We start from the raw sequence: 17,387 nt of genomic DNA, 5'->3' as shown, positions 1-17,387 counted from the left end.
AGGGTTTTCGAGGACGAAGGCCTGATGGCTGTTTTTCAACAACCGTCCTAATCTGCCGTGGTCACGGCGCCGGTGTGGGCCGAGGTCACCAGCTTGGCGTAGCGGGCTAGCCAGCCGGTCCTGATCTTGGCTTCCGGCGCCTTCCAGGCGGCCCGGCGGGCAGCCAGGGTGGCGTCATCCACCAACAACTCCAAGCGGCGGTTGGGGATATCGAGCAGGATGCGGTCCCCCTCTTCCACCAGGGCAATCGGGCCGCCCTCGGCCGCTTCCGGCGAGATGTGGCCGATACAGGGACCGCGGGTGCCGCCGGAGAAACGGCCGTCGGTCACCAGGGCAACCGAATCGCCGAGCCCCATCCCCATGATGGCAGCCGTGGGGGCCAGCATCTCGCGCATGCCGGGGCCGCCCTTGGGTCCCTCGTAGCGGATCACCACCACATCGCCCGAGGTGATTTTCCCCTCCATGATGGCGGCCATGGCCTTTTCCTCGGCGTCGAAACAACGGGCCGTCCCCTCGAACAGCATCATGGCGGCCGACACGCCCGACTGCTTGACCACCGCCCCCTTGGGGGCCAGGTTGCCGGTGAGGATGGCGATGCCCCCCTCTTTCTTGATCGGATTGGAGAGCGGGCGGATCACCTCTTCATCCACGTTGGCGATGCTTGCCGCCAACTGCCGGGTGGTCAGGCCGAAGAGGGTCGGCGCATCCTTGATCTTGTCCCCCAACTGTTTGAGCACACCGCCGACGCCGCCGGCCACGTCCAGGTCTTCCATGAAGTATTCCCCGGCCGGGTTCATGGAGGCCAGTTGCGGGGTGTCCTTGGCCAGGATGTCGAAGGTCTCCAGCGGCAGATCCACCCCCGCCTCCCGGGCGATGGCCAGAAGGTGCAACACGGTATTGGACGAACCGCCCAGGGCCAGATCGACCCGGATGGCGTTCTCGAAGGCCGCGCGGGTCATGATGTCGCGGGGCTTGACGTCGTTTTTCACCAGTTCGACGATCTTCTCGCCCGAGGCAAAGGCGATGCGGCGCTTGAGGGCGGAAACCGCCAGGGCGGTGCCGCAGCGGGGCAGGCTCATCCCCATGGTCTCGGTCAAGATGGCCATGGTATTGGCGGTGAACAATCCCTGGCAGGAGCCCATGCCGGGGCAGGCGTTGTCCTCGCAAACCTTGAGTTCCTTGTCGTCGATCACGCCGGCCTTGTAGCGGGCCATGGCCTCGAAGGTATCGGTGACAAAGGAGTATTTGCGCCCGCTCAGGCTGCGCCCGCTCATCATGGGACCGGCGGTGACGATGATGCAGGGGATATTCAGGCGCGCGGCGGCCATCAGCATGCCGGGGGTGATCTTGTCGCAGTTGGTCAGGAGCACCAGGCCGTCCAGCCGGTGCGCCTCGGCCACCGATTCCACCATGTCGGCGATCAGTTCGCGGGTCGGCAGGGAGTAGTGCATCCCCCTGTGCCCCATGGCGATCCCGTCGCAGACGCCGGGGATGCCGAAGAAGAAGGCGTGGCCGCCGCCCGAGTGGACGCCTTTCTCGATGAAGCGTTCCAGATCGCGCATGCCGGAGTGGCCCGGAATCAGATCGGTGAAGCTGGTTGCCACGCCGATGAACGGTTTTTCGAAGGCGCTGTCGGGAACGCCGGTTCCCTTGAGAAGCGCCCGGTGCGGTGTTCGTTCGAGTCCCTGCTTGATGGTATCGCTACGCATAATGGTCGTCCTTGATGATTCGAATTTTCGTGGCGCCAAACAGCCGATTGGCGCGGATAAAGGATATAAACGATAGTATATATGCGGACCGGTGTCAACCCGGAATGCCGTGGAGTTGCGCCGCTATTCCGCAGATAAAAAAACGGACGGCCGCCTCAAGGTGGTGGTCAGGCTCAGTGTCGCTCGGTTGCCGAAAAACCCCATGGGCCACGACATGTGCCCGGTCAGGCAGAGCCGCGCAATCGCACGCCAAACCACCCAACTTCTGCACGGCGCTTGGTTCCGCCCCACTCTTGGCACTTTTATTAACAATACCTAATCTTGCTTTCGGAGGGATCTGCCTATATACTTTATCGTCGCTCCCCAACACGTGACACGAAGGATCGGTTCCATGAACGCACATGATATCCCCCCAAGCGGTGAAACGAAGCCGACCGCAACCGATCTGCAACGTTCCTTCATGCGGCATCTCCACTACACCCTGGTCAAGGACAAATACTCCGCCACCAAGGCCGATCTTTATCTGGCCCTGGCCTTTGCCGTGCGGGACATGCTGGCGGAACGCTGGCTCGACACCCAGCAGTCCTACTACATCAATGACGCCAAACGGGTCTACTACATCTCCATGGAATTCCTGATGGGCCGCAGCCTGGGCAACAGCCTGATCAACCTCGGGATCAGGGAAAAGTGGGAAAATGCCCTCATGGAGATGGGAATCGACCTGGAAGACATCGCCGAAACCGAGTGGGACGCGGGCCTGGGCAACGGTGGCCTGGGGCGCCTGGCGGCCTGTTTTCTCGACTCCATGGCCACCATGAGCCTGCCGGCCTACGGCTATGGCATCCGCTATGAGTACGGCATGTTTTACCAGAAGATCATCGACGGCGGCCAATACGAACTGCCGGACAACTGGCTCCGCTACGAGAATCCCTGGGAGTTCGGCCGCCAGGAGCATCTGCACAAGATCCGCTACGAAGGCCGCGTCGTGGAATCCAGCGACCCCGCGGGGGAGGTGCGTCATTCGTGGGTCGATACCCATGACGTCATGGCCCTGGCCTACGACGTGCCGGTGCCGGGCTACGGCAACGAGACGGTCAATACCATGCGCCTGTGGAGCGCCAAATCGACCCGCGAATTCGAGCTTGAGTCCTTCAACCGGGGCAATTACGTGGGCGCGGTCGAATCCAAGATGAAGACCGAGAACATATCCAAGGTGCTCTACCCGGCCGATCACATGGCCGAGGGCAGGGAGTTGCGCCTGCGCCAGGAATACTTCCTGGCGTCGGCCACGGTGCAGGATATCTTTTACCGTTTTTCCAAAAAACACGACGACCTCAATCTCTTGCCGGAAAAGGTGGCCATCCAGCTCAACGACACCCACCCTACCCTGGCCATCCCGGAGCTGCTGCGCATCCTGCTTGACGAGAAGCTGCTCTCCTGGGAAACGGCCTGGGACCTTTCCGTTAAGACCTTCGCCTACACCAACCACACCATCCTGCCCGAGGCCCTGGAAAAGTGGCCGGTGCGCATGCTGGAGGGCATCCTGCCCCGCCACTTGCAGATCATCTACCGGATCAACGATTGTTTCCTCAAGGAGGCGAGGGCCCGATTCCCCGGCAACAACGACCGATTACGTCGCATGTCCATCGTGGGGGAGGAGGGGGAAAAGCATATCCGCATGGCCCACCTGGCCATCGTCGGCAGCCACTCCATCAACGGCGTGTCCGTGCTGCACAGCGAAATCCTGAAGGACCATCTGTTCAGCGACTTCTTTGCCCTCTGGCCGGAACGCTTCAACAACAAGACCAACGGCATCACCCAGCGGCGCTGGCTCAAGTGCGCCAATCCCTGGCTATCGGACCTGATCTCGTCCACCATCGGGGATGCCTGGGTCACCAATCTGGATGAATTACAAAAACTGCGGGCAATGGCCGACGACCGGGATTTCCAGCAACAGTGGGCGGAGGTCAAGCGTGCCAACAAACAGAGGCTGGCGGACTACATTTACCGGCATAACGGCATCCAGGTCTCTCCCGACTCCCTGTTCGACTGCCAGACCAAACGCCTCCATGAGTACAAGCGGCAACTGCTCAATGTTCTCCACGTCATCGCCCGCTACAATCGCATCAAGGCCAATCCGGGCCTGAACGTCCCCCCCCGTACAGTCATCTTCAGCGGCAAGGCGGCGCCATCCTATTTCATGGCCAAGCTGATCATCCGCCTGATCAACGCCGCGGGAGAGGTAATCAACAACGACCCGGCGGCCCACGACCGGCTCAAGGTGGTGTTTCTGGCCAATTACAGCGTTTCCCTGGCCGAGCTCATCTTCCCGGCAGCCGACCTGTCGGAGCAGATCTCCACCGCAGGGACCGAGGCGTCCGGCACCGGCAACATGAAGTACGCCTTGAACGGCGCCCTGACCATCGGGACCCTGGACGGCGCCAATATCGAGATCATGGAGGAGGTCGGCCGGAAGAACGTCTTCATCTTCGGCATGAACGCCGAACAGGTGGAGGGTCTGAAGCGCGCCGGATACCGCCCCGACGATTATTATTCCCACAACCAGGAGTTGCGGCAGGCTATGGACATGATCGCCGACGGCACGTTCTCGCCGGGCGATCCCGGCCTGTTCAGGCCGATTGTGGACAACCTGCTGGGCAACGACCCCTACCTGCTCCTGGCCGACTACGCCTCCTATGCGGCCTGCCAGGACGAGGTGGACCGGCTCTACCGCCACCCCCACGAATGGACCCGCAAGTCGATCCTCAACACGGCCGGCATGGGTAAATTTTCCAGCGATCGCACCATAGCCGAGTATGCCCGGGAGATCTGGGACGTCAAACCCGAAAAAATCGGCCGCCACAGCCGGCGCGACCTACCCTGACCCGAAATGGAACCAATGAAGACACCAACCCTGTGGGATACCCCCAACGACACCGCAAAAGACCAACCGATGCCGGCGAACGCGCCGCTGGCGGAGCGCATGCGCCCCCGCAGCGTGGCCGAATTCACCGGGCAGGAGCACCTGCTGGGCGACGGGCGCATCCTGCGACGGATGATCGAGACCGACAACCTCTCCTCGCTGATCTTCTGGGGCCCACCCGGTTGCGGCAAGACCACCCTGGCCCACGTCATAGCACGGGAAACCAAGTCCCACTTCATCTTCTTCTCCGCCATCCTCTCGGGGGTCAAGGAAATCCGCGAGATCTTCCGCGAAGCGGAGGGGTATGCCGCCCGCGGCGCCCGCACCATCCTGTTCGTGGATGAGATCCACCGGTTCAGCAAATCCCAGCAGGACGCCTTTCTCCCCTACGTGGAAAAGGGGGTCGTCACCATCATCGGCGCCACCACCGAAAACCCCTCCTTCGAGGTCATCGCGCCGCTCCTCTCCCGCTGCCGCGTCCTGACCCTGAACCAGCTGGACGCGGCCACGGTCGGGACAATCCTGCGCCAGGCGCTGAACGATGGGGAACGGGGCCTCGGTACTCTCGGGTTGACGGCCGACGATGACGCGCTCGTCTTCCTGGCTGACCAGTGCGGCGGCGATGCCCGCATTGCCTTGAACACCCTCGAGGTGGCGGCAGGTATTACGACAGATAGCGTCATAACCATCGAGACCGTGCAGGAGGCCCTGCAAAAAAAAGCCCTGCTGTACGACAAGGGGGGCGAAGAGCATTACAACGTCATCTCCGCCTTCATCAAGTCCCTGCGCGGCAGCGACCCGGATGCTGCGCTCTACTGGATGGCCCGCATGCTGGAGGCGGGGGAGGACCCGCTCTTCATCCTGCGGCGCATGATCATCATGGCCTCCGAGGATATCGGCAACGCCGACCCCCGGGCCCTGCAGGTGGCGGTATCGGCCCTCCAGGCCTTCCAGTTCGTGGGGATGCCCGAGGGACGCATCACCCTGGGGCAGGCGGTCGTCTACCTGGCCACGGCCCCCAAATCGAACGCTTCCTACGCCGGCATCAACGCCGCGCTGTCCGAGGTGAAAAAGAGCGGCGCCCTCCCCGTTCCCCGGCACATCCGCAACGCCCCCACCAAGCTGATGAAGGAGCTGGGCTACCACAAGGGGTACCAGTACGACCATGACTACGAGGATGGGTACGCCGGACAGGAATGCCTGCCGGAGAAGTTGGCCGGGCAGAAGTTTTACGAGCCCAAGGGGCACGGCTATGAGAAGAACATCCTGGAGCGCATGGAGTGGCTGCGCGCCAGAAAGAAAAAACCATGACTGGAATGTATTTCCCTCGTGCCGGGTGAGTTGGGACAATAAACGGGAAAAATCAGCTCACCACAAAGGCACAAAGGACACAAAGACAAACAAACAATCATTTTAGATAGTTATACAACTTCTTCATAATCGACTGGATTCACCGTTTGGTGAATGGCCTTTGGGCGGTTAACTTTGTGCTCTTTGTGCCTTTGTGGTGAATATACTGTCGCCTTTCAGATAAAGGAGATCACATGAAGCGACTCGCCATTTTGACCAGCGGCGGCGACTGTTCCGGCATGAACGCCGTGATCCGCGCCGCGGCTCGCACCGCCATCGCCAATGACGTGGAAATGATCGGCTACCGCAAAGGGTTTGCCGGTCTCTTGAAGAATGACTACCTGGAGCTTACGAGCAGGGCGGTTTCGGGGGTGCTCCAGCGGGGGGGGACCTTCCTGCAGTCGGCCCGGTCCCAGGAGTTCCGCACCGCGGAGGGACGCCGCACGGCGCTGGACAACCTGCTGCGGGAAAAGGTCGACGGTTTGATCGTGATCGGCGGCGATGGTTCCCTCAACGGCGCCCGAGCCCTCGACCTGCTGGGTTTCCCGGTGATCGGCATCCCGGCCAGCATCGACAACGACATCCCGTACACCGACATGGCGCTGGGGGTGGATACGGCGCTGAACAACATCATCTACGCGGTGGACTGCATCAAGGACACCGCCAGTTCCCACGACCGGGCCTTTATCGTGGAGGTAATGGGGCGCAACTCCGGTTATCTGGCCTCGACCTCGGCCATCGCCACGGGCGCGGAATTCGCCATCGTGCCGGAGGTGGAGTTCGACCTGACGGAGATGTGCCACCAGCTGCGGCGGCGTTACGAGGAGGGGCGCACCAATGCCCTGATCATCATGGCCGAGGGGGCCGGGCATGCCCAGGAGGTCGCCGACAGCATCAAGGACTGTGCCGGCTTCGAGACCAGGGTGACCGTGCTGGGGCACTACCAGCGGGGCGGCGCGCCTACGGTCTTCGACCGTCTGCTGGGAAGCCGCTTCGGCCTGAAAGCGGTGGAGCTGTTGCTCTCCGGGACAAAAGGGGTTATGCTCGGCCTGTCCACCACCACCCTGACCACCACGCTGCTGGAGATGGTGGTCAAGGGGGGCCAGAAAAAACTGAACAACGAACTGGTGCACATGGCCGGCATCCTGGGGATCTGAGATGGCGCGCAAACGCAGGTTCTACAACGGGCAGTCCCGCAAGGCCGGCCTTCCTCCCGGCACCCTGGTCCACATCGGCACGGCGCGCAGCGGCGGCGCCGCCATCGACGCGACCGTCTATTCGCCGGACAACGTCAGAGAATTCCGCCCCGAGGGGTTCGATCAATGCATCCAGCCATCCCCCGGGCCGGCCGTCACCTGGGTCAATCTGGAGGGGCTCCAGGACGTGGAGTTGATCCGGCGTTTCGGCGAATGCTATCATCTGCACCCGCTCGTGCTGGAAGATATCGTCAATACGACCCAGCGCCCCAAGATCGAGGATTACGGCGACTACCTGTTCATCGTCGCCCGCATGATCAGCTTCACGCCGGAACAGGGCATAGAAACCGAGCAGGTCAGCATGATCGTCGGGCCGAACTACCTGCTGTCGTTCCAGGCAGGGACCGCGGGGGACGCTTTCGAACCGGTGCGGGAACGGATCCGCAGCGGCCGGGGCCGCATCAGGACCATGGGGGCCGACTATCTGGCCTACGGCCTGATCGACGCCATCGTCGACAACTATTTTACCGTACTGGAGGGGATGGGGGAACTCATGGAGGATCTTGAGGAAGAGTTGGCCCAGGGGCCGACCCAGGAGATCCTCAAAAGGATCATCGCCCTCAAGCGGGAGATCATCTTCATGCGCAAGGGGGTCTGGCCGCTGCGCGAGGTCACCGCAGCCCTGGAACGGGGCGAATCGCCCCTGATCAGCGACACGTCGCGGGTCTTCTTCCGCGACACCTACGACCACACCATCCAGGTCATCGACGGCGTGGAGACCTTCCGCGACCTGCTGTCCGGCATGCTGGACCTGTACCTGTCCAGCATGAGCAACCGCACGAACGAGATCATGAAGTTTCTGACCGTCGTCGGCACCATCTTTCTGCCGCTGACCTTCATCGTCGGCGTGTACGGCATGAACTTCAAGTACATACCCGAGTTGGAATGGCGTTACGGCTATTTCATCATCTGGGGAGCGATGCTGGCCATCGCCGCGGCAATGGCTCTCTATTTCAAAAGAAAACGGTGGTTATGAGCAGGTCATCGAAAAACTGCCGGAGGAAACCATGACACGACTCGTCCTAAAATGGGTATTGAACGCCTTTGCTCTCTTTCTGGTTATGAAACTGATTCCGGGGATTCAGATCGACCGATTCCAGGATCTGCTGGTGGGAGCGCTGGTGATCGGCTTATTGAACGCTTTTCTGCGGCCGGTCATCGTCCTTTTGACCCTCCCGGTAACCGTGCTGACCCTGGGGCTCTTTACCCTGGTAATCAATGGGCTGATGTTTTATCTGGCCGCGACACTGGTCCACGGCTTCAGGGTCTCAGGCTTTACCACCGCCTTCGTGGCCGCACTGCTGTTCAGTCTGTTCAGCTTCGTCTTCAACATGCTCGTCCGCAAGGACGCCTGACATACCGGCAGCGTCAAGCCGTTCTTCTGCAACCAGGGCAATGCAGTGTCCTACAGCGGCAAAGAGATCCTGGTACCGGACCGGCTTGAAGAGATAGTGGCTGATCGTTACGCCTGAAACGCCGGAGTCTTCGGAGACCGACCTTTCGGTATCGGCAGTAATTACGATATGCTTCGTATCGGGTTTGACGGAAGGGATTTGATCCGCCACCCAAACGCCTCCCATCCTCGGCATGGTGATATCCGTGATAACGATATCCGGCGGACATGTCCCCATGAGATTCAGTCCCGCTTCGCTATTGGCAGCCGAGTTAACGGCGATGCAGGGAAATTTCTTCGGGATTATGGCCGCAAGGATGCCGCGGGATATATCGTCGTCCCCGATGATCAGCACTGAGATCGCCGGGGTGTGGTTGCAGGCCGACTCCATGTCACATTTCTCCCCTTGGACACTACGGGTACTAAAAAACCCGCGTTTAACGGGTGAATATCTAGCAACAACCGTACCTACCAGACTTGAATTGACCGGCCGACCGGCAAATCACATCATTTTTCTCAAAAAAACTACCCGTACACCGAAAAGCCTGCCACGGGAGAACCCGGCGGTTGCAAGAGCGCCTGTTTTTCCTCACTGCTCACCGGCTGCGAGGCCTTCATTTTTTGGGGGGAGTCCTTCAGGGAGGTGGAGAGGGTAACACTATCGTCAAACAAGGTGCGTGGCCGGCCGGCGGCGGCAGCATGCTTGACCGCAGCCGTTTCATTCGTGGCCGGGCGCTCTGCGGGTTGACGGGATACCAGCTGTGACGTTGGTTGTGCGACGACACCTGCCGACAATTGCATTTTGCACCTTTTTTTAATTAATTTCGTTATATTACACCCGGCTACAGCGCAATACAAGCAGACTAATTTAGCAGGATTACTTCCCCGGCGTTTTTTGCTATAGTAGCAACGTCATTGAGCCGACTCAATGACGTTAAAGGAAAAGGTCATGCTCCAGTCGCTGCGAGACGCCATGCGACAGATCGTACCCGACATCATTGTTCTGATCGAGAAAAAATGACCGATATCTCCGCCATGCTCCCCCCACGGGTCGCCCGCACCATCCGCGAGCAGAGGCTTTTTGAGCCGGGCGACACCATCATCGTAGCCCTCTCGGGCGGGGCCGATTCCACAGCCCTGCTTGATCTGCTTTCCCGTCTGCCGGGGCTTTCGCCGCGGCTCGTGGCGGCCCACCTGAACCATTGCCTGCGCGGCCCGGAATCGGACCGGGACGAGGAATTCGTCCGTTCCCTTGCCGTCCGGTACCGCATCCCCCTGGAATGCCGCCGGGTGGATGTGAAAGCATATGCCCACAGGGAACAACTCAACCTCGAAGATGCGGGCCGGCGGGCGCGCATCGCCTTTCTCGACGAACTTCGCCACTCATGGCAGGCAACAGCGGTCGCGCTGGCGCACCACGCCGACGACCAGGCCGAGACCGTTTTGATGCGCCTCCTGCGGGGAGCAGGTCCGGGCGGCCTGGCCGGCATGTCCTACCGGAACGGTCGAGGCTTCATCCGCCCCCTGCTGGGGCTCAGCCGGGCCGAACTCGTGGCCTACCTGACGGAGCGCGGCCTCACGTGGCGCGAAGACGCCAGCAACCGGGACACGACATTTCTGCGCAATCGCATCCGCCATGAACTGCTCCCCATGCTGGAAGGGTACAATCCGGCCATCCGGGAACGCCTGGCCGCAACCGCCGCCGTGCTGTCGGATGAACATGCGCTCCTCAATCAGCTCACGAGTGCGATCGTCGACCAGACCTGTGCCCCGGATGACGATACGTTTGCCTGCCCTGTCTCAATCCTGTCGGAACAACCGCCGGCACTGCGTCGCAGGCTTTTCCGCCTGCTGCTGGAACGCCAGGCCGGTAATCTGAACCACTTCTCGAATCGGCATATCGCCGCCCTTGAGCACCTATTGGAGTCATCCCAGCCCAATGCGACCCTGAACCTGCCCCAAGGCATCACCGCCGTGCGCGAGTACGACACGCTGCTCATACGGCGCAGAACCGAATCCGAGCCGCCGGCGCCGGCACCCGCAGTTGAACTGGAGATCGCGGGCGCCGGACAGTACCGGCTTCCCGGCGGAGCAACCCTGACGCTGAGCCCTGTTGCCGCGCCGACCGGCGTCGAACCGCTCGCGGCCGGCACCGCCCTCTTCGATCCGGACCGCGTCCCCTTTCCCTGGCGCGTGCGCATGTTCCAAAACGGTGACCGAATCACCCCCTTCGGCATGACCGGCAGCAAAAAGGTCAAGGAGCTTTTCATCGACGCCAAGGTCCCCCGCTCCAAGCGATGCGCCGTCCCCTTGCTCTTCTGCGGCGACACCCTGATCTGGGTCTGCGGCCTGCGCACCTCGCAGCTTGCCCGCCTTGACGGCGCCTCCACCCGCGCCATCATGGCGGTGTTCTCGGAGACGTGAAGCCATGCGCCGCTTTGCAGAGCCCAGCATCACGGCGCTCCGGCGGCCCGCCCTTTTCAGTTATCATTACTCATGATTAGGACAGAACTCATTGCGGCTGCCGCAAACGACAATGTCGTGTATACTTTTTTCATGACGAACCTCTCGATCAGGCAAAACCGAAATCTTCCTTTACCGATCAGCGCACCAACCGCTGCCTGGATTACGATATAAAATTGCCCCCTATCCTTTTCGCCGGCTCTTTTATAGCTTAAAATACTACGGCCCAGCCATCACTGCAAATGATTTTCAATATCACTGAGAAAAAAATCGTGCCCTCGTCTTTCGGGGCAATCGTCAGTACCTGCCAAAACCATGTCGCCGGTCGTTTGAACTTGTCAATGGGCACTTGTTATGGTACTTAATTTCAATTTACACAAAAATGATTCGCACATTCAGGTACGGGGGTAACCGTGAACCAATTTTATAAAAATCTCGCACTCTGGCTCGTCATCAGCTTGATGATGATCCTGCTCTTCAACATGTTCAACAAACCGCGCCCGACGGCTGACAAGATCAATTTCAGCGATTTCATCGCCCAGGTGGACGCCGGCAAGATCACCTCCGTCACCATCCAAGGCAACGACATCACCGGCAAATTCGAGGGTAAGGACGGCAAGGAGTTCCGCACCTACAAGCCCTACTCCGACGCGGACCTGACCGAGAAACTCCTGGACAAAAAGGTCACCATCATCGCCAAACCGGAAGAAGAAAAATTCTCCTGGTTCTCGATCTTCATCTCCTGGTTCCCGCTGCTGCTCCTGGTGGGCATCTGGATCTTTTTCATGCGCCAGATGCAGGTCGGCGGCGGCAAGGCCATGTCCTTCGGCAAGAGCCGGGCAAAACTCCTGACGGAAAGCCAAGGCAAGATCACCTTCGAGGATGTGGCCGGCATCGAAGAGGCCAAGGAGGAGTTGAACGAGATCATCGCCTTCCTGAAGGACCCCAAGAAGTTCACCAAGCTGGGGGGCAGAATCCCCAAGGGGGTGCTGCTGATGGGCCCTCCGGGCACCGGCAAGACCCTGCTGGCCCGGGCCATCGCCGGAGAGGCGGGCGTCCCCTTCTTCTCCATCTCCGGCTCGGATTTCGTGGAGATGTTCGTCGGCGTCGGCGCCAGCCGGGTGCGTGACCTGTTCCTCCAGGGCAAAAAAAGCGCCCCCTGCATCATCTTCATCGATGAGATCGACGCCGTGGGCCGCCACCGCGGGGCCGGCCTGGGCGGCGGCCACGACGAGCGCGAACAGACCCTCAACCAGTTGCTGGTGGAGATGGACGGCTTTGAGTCCAACGAAGGTGTCATCCTGATTGCAGCCACGAACCGTCCCGACGTACTCGATCCGGCCCTATTGCGTCCCGGCCGTTTCGACCGCCAGGTCGTGGTGCCCCGCCCCGACGTCAAGGGGCGCGAGATGATCCTCAAGGTACACGCCAAGAAGGTACCACTCTCGCCCGATGTGGATCTGGCGGTCATCGCCCGCGGCACTCCCGGTTTCTCCGGGGCCGATCTGGCCAACGTGGTCAACGAGGCGGCGCTTCTGGCGGCGCGGGTGGACAAGGCCGTTGTGGAATCCAGCGATTTCGACAATGCCAAGGACAAGGTGCTCATGGGCGTGGAACGGCGCAGCATGGTCATCTCGGACGAAGAGAAGAAGAGCACCGCCTACCACGAGGCGGGCCATACCCTGGTGGCCAAACTGGTTCCGGGCACCGATCCGGTCCACAAGGTATCCATCATCCCCCGTGGCCGCGCCCTGGGCGTCACCATGCAGCTCCCCATCGAGGACAAGCACAGTTACTCGCGGGAGGCACTTCTGGCCCGCATTGCCGTGCTGATGGGCGGCCGGGCGGCCGAGGACCTCATCTTCAATACCTTTACCACCGGCGCCGGCAACGATATCGAACAGGCCACCGAGATGGCCCGCAAGATGGTCTGCGAATGGGGCATGAGCGACAAGATGGGGCCGCTCTCCTTCGGCAAGAAAGACGAACAGATCTTCCTGGGCCGGGAGATGTCCACCCACAAGAACTACAGCGAAGCCACCGCCGTGGAGATCGACACCGAGATCAAGCGTATCGTCGATGGTGGTTATGAACGGGCCCTGACCCTGCTCAAGGAAAACATCAAGAGTCTGCACAACCTCTCGGAATGCCTGATCGAAAAGGAAAACCTGACCGGGGCCGAGGTGGACGAGATCATTGACGCCGGTACACCGATCTATGGCCACGACGGCAAGCAGACGGCCGGAGAAGAAGCGGCGGCACAGGCGCAGCAGCATACCACCGACCTCAAGGCTTGATATGAGTGCCTTCACGGTCAGGCTGCTCGCCGTTACCTCCCAGGAGGAAGCCGAACGGGAACTGGCAAGGATAGGCGTCGACCCGCGCGGTATCGGCATGATGTCCCCCAAGATGTTGATCCGTTGCGTACACCTGAGCAAGCTCCTCTGCCGTCAGGCCAACATCCTCAAACAGGAGATGCTCGGCCTGGGGGGGGATGCAGCGGTGGCCCGCGGTACGGTGGCGTGCAGTATCGACCGAACCGACGTCATCCTGACCGGTACGGAGAAACAGCTCCGCAGGCTCTGCGAAAAACTTGCCCAGCAGCCGTTTGGCCTTGCCGATCTGGCGGCCGACTTGACCGCCCTCCTGACAAACGTTTCTCCGGCCCTGAAAACGTGGAAAACGGCGCGGCGCGATTTACTGCTCGATCGCCCGCTCATCATGGGCATCCTCAACGCGACACCCGATTCCTTTTCAGACGGCGGCAGCTTCATCGATCCGCACAAGGCGGTAGAACACGCCCTGGAGATGGAGGCCGAGGGGGCCGACATCATCGATATCGGCGGAGAGAGCACCCGGCCGGGCGCTCCTGCGGTTCCGGCCGCAGAAGAGTTGCGCCGGGTCGCACCGATCATTGAGCACCTTGCGGGGAGGCTCTCCCGCCCCATTTCAGTGGACACATGGAAGAGCGAAGTGGCCCGGGGAGCGCTTGCCGCCGGAGCCGAGATCATCAACGACATCAGCGGCTTCGGCTTTGATCCCGCCATGGCGCCCTTGGCGGCGGAGAGCGGCGCCGGCGTGGTCTTGCAGCATACCCGCGGCACGCCCGACAGGATGCAGACCTGCACCGACTACGAGGATCTGCTGGGCGAGGTCATTGCCGGGTTGCGCAGCTCGGTGGACAGCGCCGTTACGGCCGGGGTCGAACGGGAACGGATCGTCATCGACCCCGGTATCGGTTTTGCCAAAGATACCGCCGGCAACCTCGAACTCCTGCGGCGGCTGCGGGAGCTCACCAGCCTCGGCCTGCCGCTCCTGGTGGGGACCTCCCGCAAGACGTTCATCGGCAAGACGCTGGGGCGGGAGACAGGGGAACGCATGGTCGGCACCGCCGCAACCGTCGCACTGGCCGTTGCCAACGGGGCCTCCATTGTACGGGTGCACGACGTCCGCGAGATGCGTGACGCCGCGGACATGGCCCATGCAATTATCACTAGCTGAATGCTCCTAGCCACCCCGGTTATAGGCGGCACCAAACCCGCCGCCATCAGAGGGAAAGAATGCCTGGTTTGCTCGACAACAGCACCCTGCTCGACCTCGGCGACATCCTTATCGTGGCTGTCCTTGTCTATCATTTTTCCCTTGTTCTGAAAAAGGACGCCGCCGTCAGGCTCCTGATCTTTCTGCTGCTGTTCTTCTCCTGCTTCTACATGGCGCAACTCTCCGGCTTTTCCTCCACGACCTGGCTGCTGCGCACCATATTTTCCTCGGCACTGATCATTTTGGCCATCATCTTCCAGGGGGATATCCGCCGGGCCATCCTTTCCCTGGGGCGTCGTCCCGTCCCCGCCAATACCCAGGACGAGACGACCGAAACCATCGAGGAACTGGTCAGGGCGGTCGGTGAGATGTCGAAGAAGCGGATCGGGGCGCTGATCGTCATCGTGCGCCGCCTGCCCATCGATCACCTGGTCGAAGTGGGCACCGAGATCGACGCCAAGGTGACCAGCGAACTGCTCAACTCGATCTTCCTCCCCTACTCCCCGATCCATGACGGGGCGGTGATCATCCACAACGGAAAGCTCACCAAGGCCGGCTGCCTGCTGCCGTTGTCCAAAAACCCGGACATCGCCAAGAGCTTCGGCACGCGGCACCGGGCGGCACTGGGATTATCCGAACTCGTGGACGCCCTGGTCATGGTGGTCTCGGAAGAGACCGGCAACATTTCGCTGGTGCATGACGGCAAAATCTACTACGACCTGGAACAGGCTGAAATACGGCGCATGCTGCGAAAATCCCTGGATTTCATGCGCCTCCATACCGCGGCCCCGGCCGGAGAGGCGGTAAAACCATGACCTGGAGCCTTGCCGCCGTCAAACGCCGCTGCATGCGAAACGCAAGCCTCAAGATTCTCAGCCTCATGCTGGCGGTCTGCATCTGGAGCTTTACGTCCCTTTCCCGGGAAACCCGCTTTGAGCTGGTCCTGCCCGTGGAGTTGCGCAACACTCCACCCGGCTACAGCGTGGCTCCGCCACTGCCGGGCGAGGTGCATTTCACCCTGACCGGGCCGTCAATCCTGGTCGACGGCGCACGGCGCGCCAATTCCAGCGTCATCCTTAACCTGCGGGGCGCCAGGCCCGGGAAGGCCGTCTTTGCCCATTTGGAAACCAACCTGAAGCTGCCGGAGGGGATCCGGGTGACCCGCATCTCGCCGGCAGTGCTGGAAATAGACCTGATCAGAACACAGATGAATTCAGACCAAGGAGATCGAAAACCGTGAAAAAACTCTTCGGGACCGATGGCGTTCGCGGCGTTGCCAATATCTATCCCATGACCAGCGAAATAGCCATGCAGCTGGGCCGGGCCGCGGCATACATCTTTAAACGCGCCGACAAGCGGCGGCACCGCATCGTCATCGGCAAGGACACCCGCCTGTCGGGCTACATGCTGGAAAACGCCCTGGTGGCGGGCATCTGCTCCATGGGGGTGGATGTACTCGTGGTAGGACCGCTCCCCACGCCGGGTATCGCCAACATCACCTCATCCATGCGGGCCGATGCCGGCGTGGTCATCTCGGCATCCCACAACGACTTCCAGGACAACGGCATCAAGTTCTTCTCCGCCGACGGTTTCAAACTGCCGGACGAAATCGAACTGAAGATCGAGAACCTGATCGAAACGAATCACATCGACTCCCTGCGCCCAACCGCAACCGAGGTGGGCAAGGCCTTCCGCATCGACGATGCCGCCGGCCGCTACATCGTATTCCTCAAGAACACCTTTCCCCCGGAGATGGACCTGTCGGGCCTCAAAATCGTTCTGGATTGCGCCAACGGCGCCGCCTACAAGGTGGCCCCGGCCGTCTTCGAGGAGTTGGGGGCCGAGGTGATCCCCCTGGGAGTAAAGCCGAACGGCACCAACATCAATGCCGGGTGCGGCTCGCTCCACCCGGAGGTGATCAGCAAAGCCGTCAAGGAACACCGGGCCGACATCGGCATTGCCCTGGACGGCGACGCCGATCGGGTAATCGTCTGCGACGAATTCGGCAACGAGGTGGACGGCGACCATATCATGGCGATCTGCGCCACGGACATGTTGCGCCGCAACACCCTGAAGAAGAATACCCTGGTGGCCACCGTCATGAGCAACATGGGGTTGGACATCGCCGTCAGAAAGGCGGGCGGTACGGTGATCAAAACCGCCGTAGGCGACCGCTACGTGGTTGAGGAGATGCGCAAGGGGGGGTACAATCTGGGAGGTGAGCAGTCCGGGCACATGATCTTCCTGGACCACAGCACCACCGGCGATGGTATCCTCTCGGCGCTCCAGCTTCTGGCGGTCATGCGCCGCGAGGGGAAACCGCTCTCCGAACTGGCCAAACTGATGATCGCCCTTCCCCAGGTGCTGGTCAACACGCGGGTCGCCGAAAAGAAAGACATCATGACCATCCCCGAGATCGCCGCCAGGATTGGCGACGTGGAAAAGAAGCTGGGAAGCGAGGGGCGCGTACTGATCCGCTATTCCGGCACCGAACCGCTCCTGCGGGTCATGATCGAGGGACAGGACAAGTACGAGATCACCACTTGGGCCAACGAGATCGCGGAGCTGGTGAAGCTGCATATCGGGGAGTAGATAATAAAGAAAAATCTGCCGCAGAGACGCGGAGAACGGCAAAACTTTAGAGCAACCCTGAATCTTGGTTTTGTTATTTACCCTGAATGTTTTTCTTTTCTCTCGTTGTTCCTCTGTGTCTCTGTGTCTCCGTGGCAGATGTTGAAGTATACTGTATTTAG

General features: G+C 60.9%; 14 protein-coding genes. 11 read left to right on the top strand and 3 right to left on the bottom strand.

Annotated elements, in window-relative coordinates:
- Nucleotides 1-47 precede the first annotated feature (47 nt).
- Nucleotides 48-1,709: a dihydroxy-acid dehydratase gene (ilvD, locus tag F6V30_RS11855; protein WP_151157164.1), complete on the bottom strand. Its 1,662-nt coding sequence runs from the start codon at nt 1,707-1,709 to the stop codon at nt 48-50.
- 391 nt (nt 1,710-2,100) lie between these two features.
- Between ilvD and F6V30_RS11850 the strand changes: the two genes are divergently transcribed.
- From F6V30_RS11850 to F6V30_RS11830, 5 genes are all read left to right on the top strand, one after another.
- On the top strand, nt 2,101-4,593 hold the full coding sequence (locus F6V30_RS11850) for a glycogen/starch/alpha-glucan phosphorylase (RefSeq protein WP_151157163.1): 2,493 nt from the start codon (nt 2,101-2,103) through the stop codon (nt 4,591-4,593).
- Nucleotides 4,594-4,662: 69 nt separating this feature from the next.
- Entirely contained in the window at nt 4,663-5,943 is a 1,281-nt protein-coding gene (locus tag F6V30_RS11845; protein WP_246163526.1) for a replication-associated recombination protein A, read from the top strand.
- Between the two features lie 233 nt (nt 5,944-6,176).
- Entirely contained in the window at nt 6,177-7,139 is a 963-nt protein-coding gene (pfkA, locus tag F6V30_RS11840) for a 6-phosphofructokinase (RefSeq protein WP_151157161.1), read from the top strand.
- A 1-nt stretch (nt 7,140) separates the two neighbouring features.
- Nucleotides 7,141-8,214 carry a magnesium/cobalt transporter CorA gene (gene corA / locus F6V30_RS11835; RefSeq protein ID WP_151157160.1) on the top strand — a complete coding sequence of 358 codons (1,074 nt, stop codon included), beginning with the start codon at nt 7,141-7,143 and terminating at the stop codon, nt 8,212-8,214.
- 31 nt (nt 8,215-8,245) lie between these two features.
- Complete coding sequence (locus tag F6V30_RS11830) at nt 8,246-8,593, top strand: phage holin family protein (protein WP_151157159.1); 348 nt, start codon at nt 8,246-8,248, stop codon at nt 8,591-8,593.
- Here F6V30_RS11830 and F6V30_RS11825 read toward each other — a convergent pair.
- Both F6V30_RS11825 and F6V30_RS17115 read right to left on the bottom strand, forming a co-directional pair.
- On the bottom strand, nt 8,507-9,022 hold the full coding sequence (locus tag F6V30_RS11825; protein ID WP_151157158.1) for a response regulator transcription factor: 516 nt from the start codon (nt 9,020-9,022) through the stop codon (nt 8,507-8,509). The genes F6V30_RS11830 and F6V30_RS11825 overlap by 87 nt on opposite strands.
- 134 nt (nt 9,023-9,156) lie before the next feature.
- Entirely contained in the window at nt 9,157-9,432 is a 276-nt protein-coding gene (locus F6V30_RS17115) for a hypothetical protein (RefSeq protein WP_191965670.1), read from the bottom strand.
- Between the two features lie 216 nt (nt 9,433-9,648).
- Here F6V30_RS17115 and tilS point away from each other — a divergent pair, with 216 nt between their 5' ends.
- The 6 genes from tilS (at nt 9,649) to glmM (ending at nt 17,226) form a co-directional block, all read left to right on the top strand.
- Nucleotides 9,649-11,055, top strand: coding sequence for a tRNA lysidine(34) synthetase TilS (gene tilS / locus F6V30_RS11820; protein ID WP_151157157.1), 1,407 nt, complete (start codon nt 9,649-9,651; stop codon nt 11,053-11,055).
- A 452-nt stretch (nt 11,056-11,507) separates the two neighbouring features.
- Entirely contained in the window at nt 11,508-13,391 is a 1,884-nt protein-coding gene (ftsH, locus tag F6V30_RS11815) for an ATP-dependent zinc metalloprotease FtsH (RefSeq protein WP_246163471.1), read from the top strand.
- A gap of 1 nt (nt 13,392) precedes the next feature.
- The gene (gene folP, locus F6V30_RS11810; RefSeq protein ID WP_151157156.1) at nt 13,393-14,595 is read left to right on the top strand and encodes a dihydropteroate synthase; all 1,203 of its coding nucleotides are present in this window, start codon (nt 13,393-13,395) and stop codon (nt 14,593-14,595) included.
- A gap of 59 nt (nt 14,596-14,654) precedes the next feature.
- Nucleotides 14,655-15,449, top strand: coding sequence for a diadenylate cyclase CdaA (cdaA, locus tag F6V30_RS11805; protein WP_151157155.1), 795 nt, complete (start codon nt 14,655-14,657; stop codon nt 15,447-15,449).
- Nucleotides 15,446-15,874, top strand: coding sequence for a CdaR family protein (locus F6V30_RS11800; RefSeq protein WP_151157154.1), 429 nt, complete (start codon nt 15,446-15,448; stop codon nt 15,872-15,874). The genes cdaA and F6V30_RS11800 overlap by 4 nt, the downstream gene beginning before the upstream one ends.
- Nucleotides 15,871-17,226: a phosphoglucosamine mutase gene (gene glmM, locus F6V30_RS11795; RefSeq protein WP_151157153.1), complete on the top strand. Its 1,356-nt coding sequence runs from the start codon at nt 15,871-15,873 to the stop codon at nt 17,224-17,226. The genes F6V30_RS11800 and glmM overlap by 4 nt, the downstream gene beginning before the upstream one ends.
- Nucleotides 17,227-17,387 lie beyond the last annotated feature (161 nt).

Origin of the sequence: Oryzomonas sagensis (genome assembly GCF_008802355.1) — a bacterium.
Lineage (GTDB): Bacteria > Desulfobacterota > Desulfuromonadia > Geobacterales > Pseudopelobacteraceae > Oryzomonas > Oryzomonas sagensis.
The sequence above is the reverse complement of the archived record's forward strand: the minus strand, read 5'-3'. Positions and strand labels throughout refer to the sequence as shown.

Bases quoted from the DNA above. Each gene is read 5' to 3' on its own strand.
- tilS (WP_151157157.1), top strand. From the start codon at position 9,649: ATGACCGATATCTCCGCCATGCTCCCCCCACGGGTCGCCCGCACCATC.
- F6V30_RS11850 (WP_151157163.1), top strand. From the start codon at position 2,101: ATGAACGCACATGATATCCCCCCAAGCGGTGAAACGAAGCCGACCGCA.
- pfkA (WP_151157161.1), top strand. From the start codon at position 6,177: ATGAAGCGACTCGCCATTTTGACCAGCGGCGGCGACTGTTCCGGCATG.
- ilvD (WP_151157164.1), bottom strand. From the start codon at position 1,709: ATGCGTAGCGATACCATCAAGCAGGGACTCGAACGAACACCGCACCGG.
- F6V30_RS11825 (WP_151157158.1), bottom strand. From the start codon at position 9,022: ATGGAGTCGGCCTGCAACCACACCCCGGCGATCTCAGTGCTGATCATC.
- cdaA (WP_151157155.1), top strand. From the start codon at position 14,655: ATGCCTGGTTTGCTCGACAACAGCACCCTGCTCGACCTCGGCGACATC.
- folP (WP_151157156.1), top strand. From the start codon at position 13,393: ATGAGTGCCTTCACGGTCAGGCTGCTCGCCGTTACCTCCCAGGAGGAA.
- F6V30_RS11845 (WP_246163526.1), top strand. From the start codon at position 4,663: ATGCCGGCGAACGCGCCGCTGGCGGAGCGCATGCGCCCCCGCAGCGTG.
- F6V30_RS11800 (WP_151157154.1), top strand. From the start codon at position 15,446: ATGACCTGGAGCCTTGCCGCCGTCAAACGCCGCTGCATGCGAAACGCA.
- F6V30_RS11830 (WP_151157159.1), top strand. From the start codon at position 8,246: ATGACACGACTCGTCCTAAAATGGGTATTGAACGCCTTTGCTCTCTTT.
- F6V30_RS17115 (WP_191965670.1), bottom strand. From the start codon at position 9,432: ATGCAATTGTCGGCAGGTGTCGTCGCACAACCAACGTCACAGCTGGTA.
- corA (WP_151157160.1), top strand. From the start codon at position 7,141: ATGGCGCGCAAACGCAGGTTCTACAACGGGCAGTCCCGCAAGGCCGGC.